At 64.9% G+C, this 7,091-nt stretch carries 9 protein-coding genes; 2 read left to right on the top strand and 7 right to left on the bottom strand.

Annotation, left to right across the window (positions count from 1 at the left end; translation table 11 throughout):
• Positions 1 to 87: 87 nt before the first annotated feature.
• Together QQM37_RS07390 and QQM37_RS07385 are read left to right on the top strand one after the other, a co-directional pair.
• The gene (locus QQM37_RS07390; protein ID WP_285726093.1) at positions 88 to 870 is read left to right on the top strand and encodes an amino acid ABC transporter permease; all 783 of its coding nucleotides are present in this window, start codon (positions 88 to 90) and stop codon (positions 868 to 870) included.
• Entirely contained in the window at positions 867 to 1,628 is a 762-nt protein-coding gene (locus tag QQM37_RS07385) for an amino acid ABC transporter ATP-binding protein (RefSeq protein WP_285726091.1), read from the top strand. Before QQM37_RS07390 ends, QQM37_RS07385 begins: the two co-directional genes overlap by 4 nt.
• Positions 1,629 to 1,671: 43 nt before the next feature.
• On the opposite strand, the gene QQM37_RS07380 is transcribed toward QQM37_RS07385, so the two are convergent.
• The 7 genes from QQM37_RS07380 to QQM37_RS07350 all read right to left on the bottom strand — a co-directional run bounded on the left by QQM37_RS07380 (position 1,672) and on the right by QQM37_RS07350 (position 7,040).
• Positions 1,672 to 1,917 carry a hypothetical protein gene (locus QQM37_RS07380; protein ID WP_285726089.1) on the bottom strand — a complete coding sequence of 82 codons (246 nt, stop codon included), beginning with the start codon at positions 1,915 to 1,917 and terminating at the stop codon, positions 1,672 to 1,674.
• Positions 1,918 to 2,160: 243 nt separating this feature from the next.
• Positions 2,161 to 2,724: a dihydrofolate reductase family protein gene (locus tag QQM37_RS07375; protein WP_285726087.1), complete on the bottom strand. Its 564-nt coding sequence runs from the start codon at positions 2,722 to 2,724 to the stop codon at positions 2,161 to 2,163.
• Between the two features lie 155 nt (positions 2,725 to 2,879).
• The gene (locus tag QQM37_RS07370) at positions 2,880 to 3,326 is read right to left on the bottom strand and encodes an SRPBCC family protein (protein ID WP_285726086.1); all 447 of its coding nucleotides are present in this window, start codon (positions 3,324 to 3,326) and stop codon (positions 2,880 to 2,882) included.
• The gene (locus QQM37_RS07365) at positions 3,323 to 3,724 is read right to left on the bottom strand and encodes an ArsR/SmtB family transcription factor (RefSeq protein ID WP_285726084.1); all 402 of its coding nucleotides are present in this window, start codon (positions 3,722 to 3,724) and stop codon (positions 3,323 to 3,325) included. The genes QQM37_RS07370 and QQM37_RS07365 overlap by 4 nt, the downstream gene beginning before the upstream one ends.
• Positions 3,725 to 3,811: 87 nt before the next feature.
• The gene (gene hemL, locus QQM37_RS07360; RefSeq protein WP_285726081.1) at positions 3,812 to 5,122 is read right to left on the bottom strand and encodes a glutamate-1-semialdehyde 2,1-aminomutase; all 1,311 of its coding nucleotides are present in this window, start codon (positions 5,120 to 5,122) and stop codon (positions 3,812 to 3,814) included.
• A complete protein-coding gene (gene hemB / locus QQM37_RS07355; RefSeq protein ID WP_285726079.1) occupies positions 5,119 to 6,114 on the bottom strand; it encodes a porphobilinogen synthase in 996 nt (331 codons plus the stop codon). Before hemB ends, hemL begins: the two co-directional genes overlap by 4 nt.
• On the bottom strand, positions 6,111 to 7,040 hold the full coding sequence (locus QQM37_RS07350) for a uroporphyrinogen-III synthase (protein WP_285726077.1): 930 nt from the start codon (positions 7,038 to 7,040) through the stop codon (positions 6,111 to 6,113). The genes hemB and QQM37_RS07350 overlap by 4 nt, the downstream gene beginning before the upstream one ends.
• Positions 7,041 to 7,091 lie beyond the last annotated feature (51 nt).

Genomic DNA, 7,091 nt, shown 5'->3' with positions numbered 1-7,091 from the left:
CCCACTACTGTGTTGCCCCCCCAACGCCATTGCACGTCATGAGCCTCTGAGAGTTCTTCACGGACACCGAACGAACAGGAACCCCGTATGGACGGTTTTCAGCAATTCCTCGATTCCTTCTTCAACTTTAAGTACATGGCAGAGGTGGTGCCGGACCTGCTTTTCGTGGGCCTGCCCAATACGCTGATCCTGGCGCTGTCCTCGGGAGTTCTGGGTACACTGCTGGGCCTGTTGCTCGCCACCATGGGCATCTCGCGTCATCCGGTGCCGCGCTGGATCGCTCGCATCTACACGGACATCTTCCGCGGGCTTCCCGCAGCCCTCATCATCCTCATCATCAGCATCGGCCTGGGCCCGGTGCTCCGCCCAATCTTCGGCCGCAGCCCCTACCCGCTGGGCATCCTGGCGCTCACCCTGATGGCCGCGGCCTACATTGGCGAGATCTTCCGCTCCGGCATCCAGAGCGTCGACAAGGGCCAGATGGAAGCGACCCGTGCACTCGGCTTTGGCTACGGCCCGGCCATGCGCCTGATCGTCATCCCGCAGGGCATCCGCCGGGTGCTGCCCGCCCTGATGAACCAGGGCATCGTTCTGATCAAGGACTCTTCTCTGGTCTTCCTGATCGGGCTCACAGCCGGCCAACGGGAAATTTTCCGGATCGGGCAGGACGCCAACTCCAACAGCGGAAACCTCTCCCCCCTGGTCGCAGCCGGCATCCTCTATCTGGTGCTGACCATTCCCCTGACGCACCTGGTCAACTACATTGACAACCGCATGCGGACCGGTAAATCAGAGCAGAACCAGCCCCCGGCGACAGAAGACCTCGATGCCGAGGACGCCAGCACCTCCATTGGAAAGGCCAGCGCATGAGCACCGTCTCCCCCATTTCCGAAGCCAATTACACCGGTGGCTCGCTCGAAGGCCGCGATCTGCACCTCGCTTTTGGCGCCAACAAGGTGCTGCGCGGCATCAATCTGACGGTCCAGGGCGGCACCACAACCTCCGTCATCGGCCCTTCCGGTTCCGGCAAGTCAACCCTGCTCCGCGTGCTCAATCGGCTCAACGAGCCCGACCAGGGCGACATCCTGCTCGATGGGCGTTCGGTTCTCAAGGATGACCCGAACCACTTGCGGCAGCGCATTGGCATGGTGTTCCAGCAGTTCAACCTCTTCCCACACAAGACCGTGGTGGACAACGTCTCGCTGGCACTGCGCAAGATCCGCAAGATTCCTGCCGATCAGGCCCGGGAACAGGCTCTGGCACAGCTTGACCTGGTGGGACTCAGACACCGCTCCGAAGCCCGCCCGGGCAATCTTTCAGGCGGTCAGCAGCAACGCGTCGCCATCGCCCGCGCTCTGGCCATGAAGCCCGAGGTGATGTTCTTCGATGAGGCGACCTCCGCCCTGGACCCCGAGCTGGTCAAGGGCGTCCTGGCGCTGATGACGGATCTGGCTCACCACGGCATGACGATGGTCGTGGTCACTCACGAAATGGGCTTCTCCCGCAGCGTCTCGGATCAGGTGCTCTTCATGGACGCTGGCCTGGTGGTGGAAACCGGCACACCGGAGCAACTCTTCGATGCACCGCGCACGGACCGCCTCAAGCGCTTCCTCTCCGACGTGCTCTGAACTGGGCACGCCCGCACTAGGGGAAGAAGCCATTCCAGAGGCTTCAGGGAGCGCTCACTCCGGCCGAGACCACCATAAACAGGATGAACAGCGCGCCGAGTCCGCACATCGGAGCGAGCGCCACCATCTTTCCGCGCGCGCCCTGCATCAGCATGCCCACGACGACGAGGGCCATCACCACCCAGGGTCCGTAAGCCCCCAGAGGTCCGGCCCAGCTGACGCCACTGTGGGAGCAGCTCGATGGTGCACAGTGATCCGTCGCCATACCCACGAAGGCCGTGGCGTACATGACTACTCCGGAAAAAACGAGACAGAGCAAGAAGAGTACAGCCGAGCCGATAACGTCCGCCGCGACTGAACCACTAGTCCTCGGGACGTCGGCTGTCGCCTCAGGCTCAGCGGAATCCTCAGCTGTAACCGACTCCGGAACGTCTGCTGGTTCGACCATGACAACCCCTCTATCAACCTGGCGACTAATTAATCACTATGGTAGCTCAATCGAGGAGTGTGGAGCCATGAACTCCGAGCAGTCTCAGCGAATAACGTCGTAGACGAGCTTCTGCACGCCATTGCTGTAGGTCTCCTGCTCGGCCACCGCAAGCTTGATGGTGGCGTGCTCCGAACCACTGAAGAGTCGTTCCCCCTCACCCAGGAGGATGGGGAAAACGAGAAGGTGGTACCGGTCCACCAGGCCGGCATCGGCCAGCGCTTGACCAAGCTCAAGGCTGCCGTGGACGATGATCGGGCCACCCTCATCTTCTTTGAGTGCGGCCACGTCATCGAGAGAGCGCAGAATGCTGGCAGGCCAGCGCTCATCGTCGTGCTCCAGCGTCGTGGACACCACATAGTGCGGCATCGCGTTGTAGCCCGCAAACTCCGCCATCGATGGCCAGACTGGAGCGAACAGCTCGTAGCTGCGTCGACCAAGGAGGACTGCGGCAGCTTCTTCCTGCTCACGACCCTTGATCTCAAATGCTGCTGGATCAAATTCGACGCTGGTAAAGCTCCAGCCGGCGTTCCGGTATCCGTCGTTGCCCCCGGGATCCTGGGCGACGCCGTCGGCAGAGACGAAAGCAGAGACGATCAGTTCTCGCATGATGAGTTCCTTTCGAGACGAGTTGACTACCCGTGAGGCATTCAACCTTTTGGTTCTAAACCATTTGGTTCAGTATGAGCGTAACTCAGTTCCAGGACCGGAACAAGAGAGGAATACGACCGGAACAAGACTCAGCCAAGGCCGAATCACCATGGTCAGCTCTCCGCGATCTCCGCGAGCACCTCGAAGAAGGTCTGCCAACCGGCAATGGTTCCCTGCCGCTGTTCCGGAGAGAAGCCCGGCGTCTGTTGCGTCATCCGCATCCGGGTCCCACTCGCCGTCGGCGTGAGGTCGAGGGTCAACACGGCGCGCTCGCCCTCCGCGGGCCGGTCCGTGAGCGTCATGACCAGGCGGGTAGGCGGATCGACCTCCAGGAATTCTCCTGCCCAGTCGATGGTATTCCCATCAGGGAGGACCATCATTGCGGACCAGGCCCGCCCCACCTCAGCCCGGTAGTCAAGACCATCAAGGGGAACGTGCACCTCACGTCCGCCAAACCAGCGCGCGAACGATTCCGGTGCCGTCCAGGCACTGAACACCGCAGCCGGCGAGGCGGCAAATTCACGATCGATCTCAATGCCCTCTGCGGTGATGCCCGTCATTCCGCACTCTTCTCGTCAGGTTTTCCAGCGACATCGTCGGCTGGGATGCTTGCAGTGAGCGGCGGGACCGTCGTCGCGCCCACCAGGAAATCATCCAGGGCATCGAAGCTGTCACCCCAGAAACCACGGTAGCCATCGATCCACTGGGACGCCATCGCAAGAGGCCGCGCATCCAGCATGGCCGGGCGGTACTGCGCATCCCGGCCACGGGACACGAGACCAGCCCCCTCCAGAACCCGCAGGTGCTTGGAGACGGCGGTGACACTCATCTCGAATGGCTCAGCGAGGTCCCCCACATTGGCCGTGCCCTGGGTGAGACGCGCAAGAATCGCCCGCCTCGTGGGGTCCGCCAAGGCTGCGAAGGTCCGACTCAGCGGATCCTCCAGCGTTTTAGCCATGATTCCTCCGATCAGCACCACACACGCAGCACCACACACAACGGTAGTGAACCATTCAGTTCAGAACCATGCTATCAAGGCACTCTGTCAGCTCGGCGTGGCCTGCGCCTCCGCCGCCGCCCGTGCGGCAGCCGGGAGAGCCTGGGCAATCTTCTCCATCGCGGCGTCATCGTGCGCGGCGGAGAGGAACCACGCCTCAAACACCGAGGGCGGCAGGTAAATCCCGGAATCCAGCATGGAGTGGAAGAACGGGGCGTAACGGAAGACTTCCTGTGACTGCGCCTGCGCGTAGTTCGTCACCCGGTCCACCCCGAAGGCCACGGAGAACAGGTTCCCGGCGTGCTGGATCGAGTGCTGCACTCCGGCCCGGCCCAGAGCCTCGGACAGAGCCGTGGAGAGCTCCACTGAACGCGCATCCACTGCCTCATACACCTCTGCCGTCGCGGCGCGGAGCGTAGCCACCCCGGCGGCCATCGCCACCGGGTTCCCGGACAGAGTTCCGGCCTGGTACACGGGGCCGATCGGCGCCAGATAGTCCATCACCTCGGCGCGGCCGCCCAGTGCCGCTGCCGGGAGCCCCCCGCCGATCACCTTGCCGAAGGTGAACAGATCAGGTGCCCAGCCCTCATCTGAGCCGGTGAGACCCCAGTAGCCACCCGGTCCCACCCGGAAACCGGTCAGCACCTCATCGAGAATCAACAGAGCGCCGTACTCGGCGGTGATGGCGCGCAACCCGGCATTGAAGCCCTCGCCCGGCTCCACCACGCCCATATTCGCCGGAGCAGCCTCAGTGATCACCGCAGCGATATCCGCCCCGTGCACGGCAAAGACCTCCCGCACGGCGTCCAGATCGTTGTAGGGCAGCACGAGCGTCTGGGCCGCCGTCGCCTCGGTGACACCCGCCGAACCCGGCATCGCAAGCGTGGCCAGACCGGAACCGGCCTCAGCCAGCAACCCATCGGAGTGCCCGTGATAGCAGCCGGCAAACTTCACCAGCAGGTTCCGCCCGGTGAACCCGCGTGCCAAGCGGATGGCAGTCATGGTCGCCTCGGTGCCGGTGGAGACCATGCGAAGACGCTCGACGGCGGGCACCCGGTCGATCACCAGCTCGGCCAGTTCCGCCTCTGCCGGAGTGGAGGCGCCGAAGGAGAGCCCCCGGTCGACGGCCCGATGAACAGCGGCAAGAACCTCCGGGTGCGCGTGTCCGAGCAGTGCCGGGCCCCAGGAGGAGACCAGATCCACGTACTCGCGCCCATCGGCATCCTGCAGGTAGGCCCCCTTCGCGGAGACGATGAAACGCGGGGTGCCGCCCACCGAGCCGAAGGCGCGCACCGGGGAGTTCACCCCGCCTGGCATCAGGGTCCGCGAACGGTCAAACAGTTCTTCTGAGGTGCTCATCGACGTGATCCCTGCTTCTCGGCCATCCAGTCAGCCAGTTCCACGGCCCAGTAGGTCAGAATCGAGTCCGCCCCGGCACGCTTGATGCTCAACACCGATTCCTCAATGGCCGCGCGGCGGTTGATCCAGCCCTGGGCAGCGGCCGCCTCGATCATGGCGTACTCCCCCGAGATCTGGTACGCCGCCACCGGCACTGTGGAGATCTCGGCGACATCGGCCAGAATGTCCAGATAGCTCATGGCTGGCTTGACCATCACCAGATCCGCGCCCTCGGCCAGATCCAGTTCCACCTCACGCAGAGCCTCCCGCCGGTTGGCGGCATCCATCTGGTAGGTCCGGCGGTCGCCCACCAGCTGAGAGTCGACGGCCTCGCGGAACGGCCCGTAGAAGGCCGAGGCGTATTTAGCCGCATAGGCCAGTACGGCTGTGTCCTGGAAACCGGCGGTATCGAGCGCCTGGCGGATCACGGCGATCTGGCCGTCCATCATGCCGGAGGGGCCTACCATTGCGGAACCGGCTTCCGCCTGAGCCACCGCCATCTGCGCGTAGATCTCGTTAGTGGCGTCGTTGTCCACCCGCCCCTGTGCGTCGAGGACGCCGCAGTGACCGTGATCGGTGAATTCGTCCAGGCAGAGATCGCTCATCACGACCAGGTCCTCACCCACCTCCGCATGCACCTCCCGGATCGCGCGGTTCAGCACGCCCTCCGGGTCCAGTCCGGCACTCCCCACAGCGTCGCGCTGCTCCGGAATACCAAAGAGCATCAGGCCACCCAGCCCGCGTTCGGCAGCCTCAACGGCGGCCCGGCGCAGCGAATCGAAGGTGTGCTGGACCACGCCGGGCATCGAGGTGATCGGCTGCGGCGCGTCGAGTCCTTCGCGGACAAACATCGGCAGGATCAGATCCGCCGGGTGAAGTCGGGTCTCGGCTGTCAGCCGCCGCATGGCGGGGGTGGTGCGCAGTCGGCGCGGGCGGTGCTGAGGGTAGCTCACGGGGTTCCTTTCGGGTGGATCTCACGCTCGGAGGCCTGCGTAGCAGCAGAAATCTCGGGATCTGCCGGGAACAGCCGGGCCAGCGCGTCCAGTACGCCTTCTGCGGTGGGCTGCGACGCGGTGGCGGCGACGTGCAGTCCGGCTGTGTGGGCGGCCCGCGCGGTGGGGCTGCCGATGGCGATCAGGGCCGTACCACCCAGGGCTGCACCACCCAGCGGCGCGATGACCTGGGCCAACCGCTGCGCTGCGCTCGGCGACGCCGCCAGAATGGCCTCTGCCCCGCCCGCGCGCATCAGGCTGCGCAGCTCCGCGACGCTGAGCAGCGGCAGGCTGGGAGCCTCGGGGTCCGAAGTATGACTGACTGCCAGCGGCTCCACCAGGCGGCGCTCGACGGCGGCAGGATAGTCAACGGTCCGGTACACCGTGCTGGCTTCCACGGTGGCGCCCCGGGCAGCAAGTCCTTCGGCGAGCAGCGGTGCCGCCAGATCGGACTGCGGCAGCCAGACGCATTGCCCCTCCAGCGCGGGGAGCACAGCGACCAGCCCTTCCGCGCTCTGTTCGCCGTCCGGAGCAAGGTCCACCTGGAGCCCTTCGGCCTCCAGCACGCGGCGCGAGGATGGGCCGATCGTGGCGATGCGCGTGGTCGGAGGAATCAGCTCGGTCAGAGGGGCTCCGGCAGCAGCAGCTTTGAGAGCGCGCACTGTGGTGATCGAGGAGATCACCAGCCAGTCATAGCGACCTGCCCGGAGCGGTTCGAGGGAGAACCCCTCATCCGAAGCCCCGGTGCTGCCACCGGCCACCGGCACGGATTCGAAGTCGATCAGCGGGCAGAGCAGAACCTGCGCCCCCGCGGCCTGGAAGGCAGTGGCCCACGCTCCCACCCGGTCCGGGCTGCGGGTCAGAACCAGCCGTACTCCGGGACGCACCTTCTCTGAAGAAAACCCTGACGAAAACTGTTCAGCGGGCCGGGTGCCGGC

The sequence above is a fragment of the Psychromicrobium xiongbiense genome, from assembly GCF_030271165.1.
Classification (GTDB): domain Bacteria; phylum Actinomycetota; class Actinomycetes; order Actinomycetales; family Micrococcaceae; genus Renibacterium; species Renibacterium xiongbiense.
Note: the sequence above shows the minus strand (reverse complement) of the source record. Positions and strands in the feature narration are given on the sequence as shown.

What these genes read in the sequence shown, in the direction of transcription:
- QQM37_RS07390 (WP_285726093.1), top strand. Translation starts at nt 88, where the DNA reads ATGGACGGTTTTCAGCAATTCCTCGATTCCTTCTTCAACTTTAAGTAC.
- QQM37_RS07385 (WP_285726091.1), top strand. Translation starts at nt 867, where the DNA reads ATGAGCACCGTCTCCCCCATTTCCGAAGCCAATTACACCGGTGGCTCG.
- QQM37_RS07380 (WP_285726089.1), bottom strand. Translation starts at nt 1,917, where the DNA reads ATGTACGCCACGGCCTTCGTGGGTATGGCGACGGATCACTGTGCACCA.
- QQM37_RS07375 (WP_285726087.1), bottom strand. Translation starts at nt 2,724, where the DNA reads ATGCGAGAACTGATCGTCTCTGCTTTCGTCTCTGCCGACGGCGTCGCC.
- QQM37_RS07370 (WP_285726086.1), bottom strand. Translation starts at nt 3,326, where the DNA reads ATGACGGGCATCACCGCAGAGGGCATTGAGATCGATCGTGAATTTGCC.
- QQM37_RS07365 (WP_285726084.1), bottom strand. Translation starts at nt 3,724, where the DNA reads ATGGCTAAAACGCTGGAGGATCCGCTGAGTCGGACCTTCGCAGCCTTG.
- hemL (WP_285726081.1), bottom strand. Translation starts at nt 5,122, where the DNA reads ATGAGCACCTCAGAAGAACTGTTTGACCGTTCGCGGACCCTGATGCCA.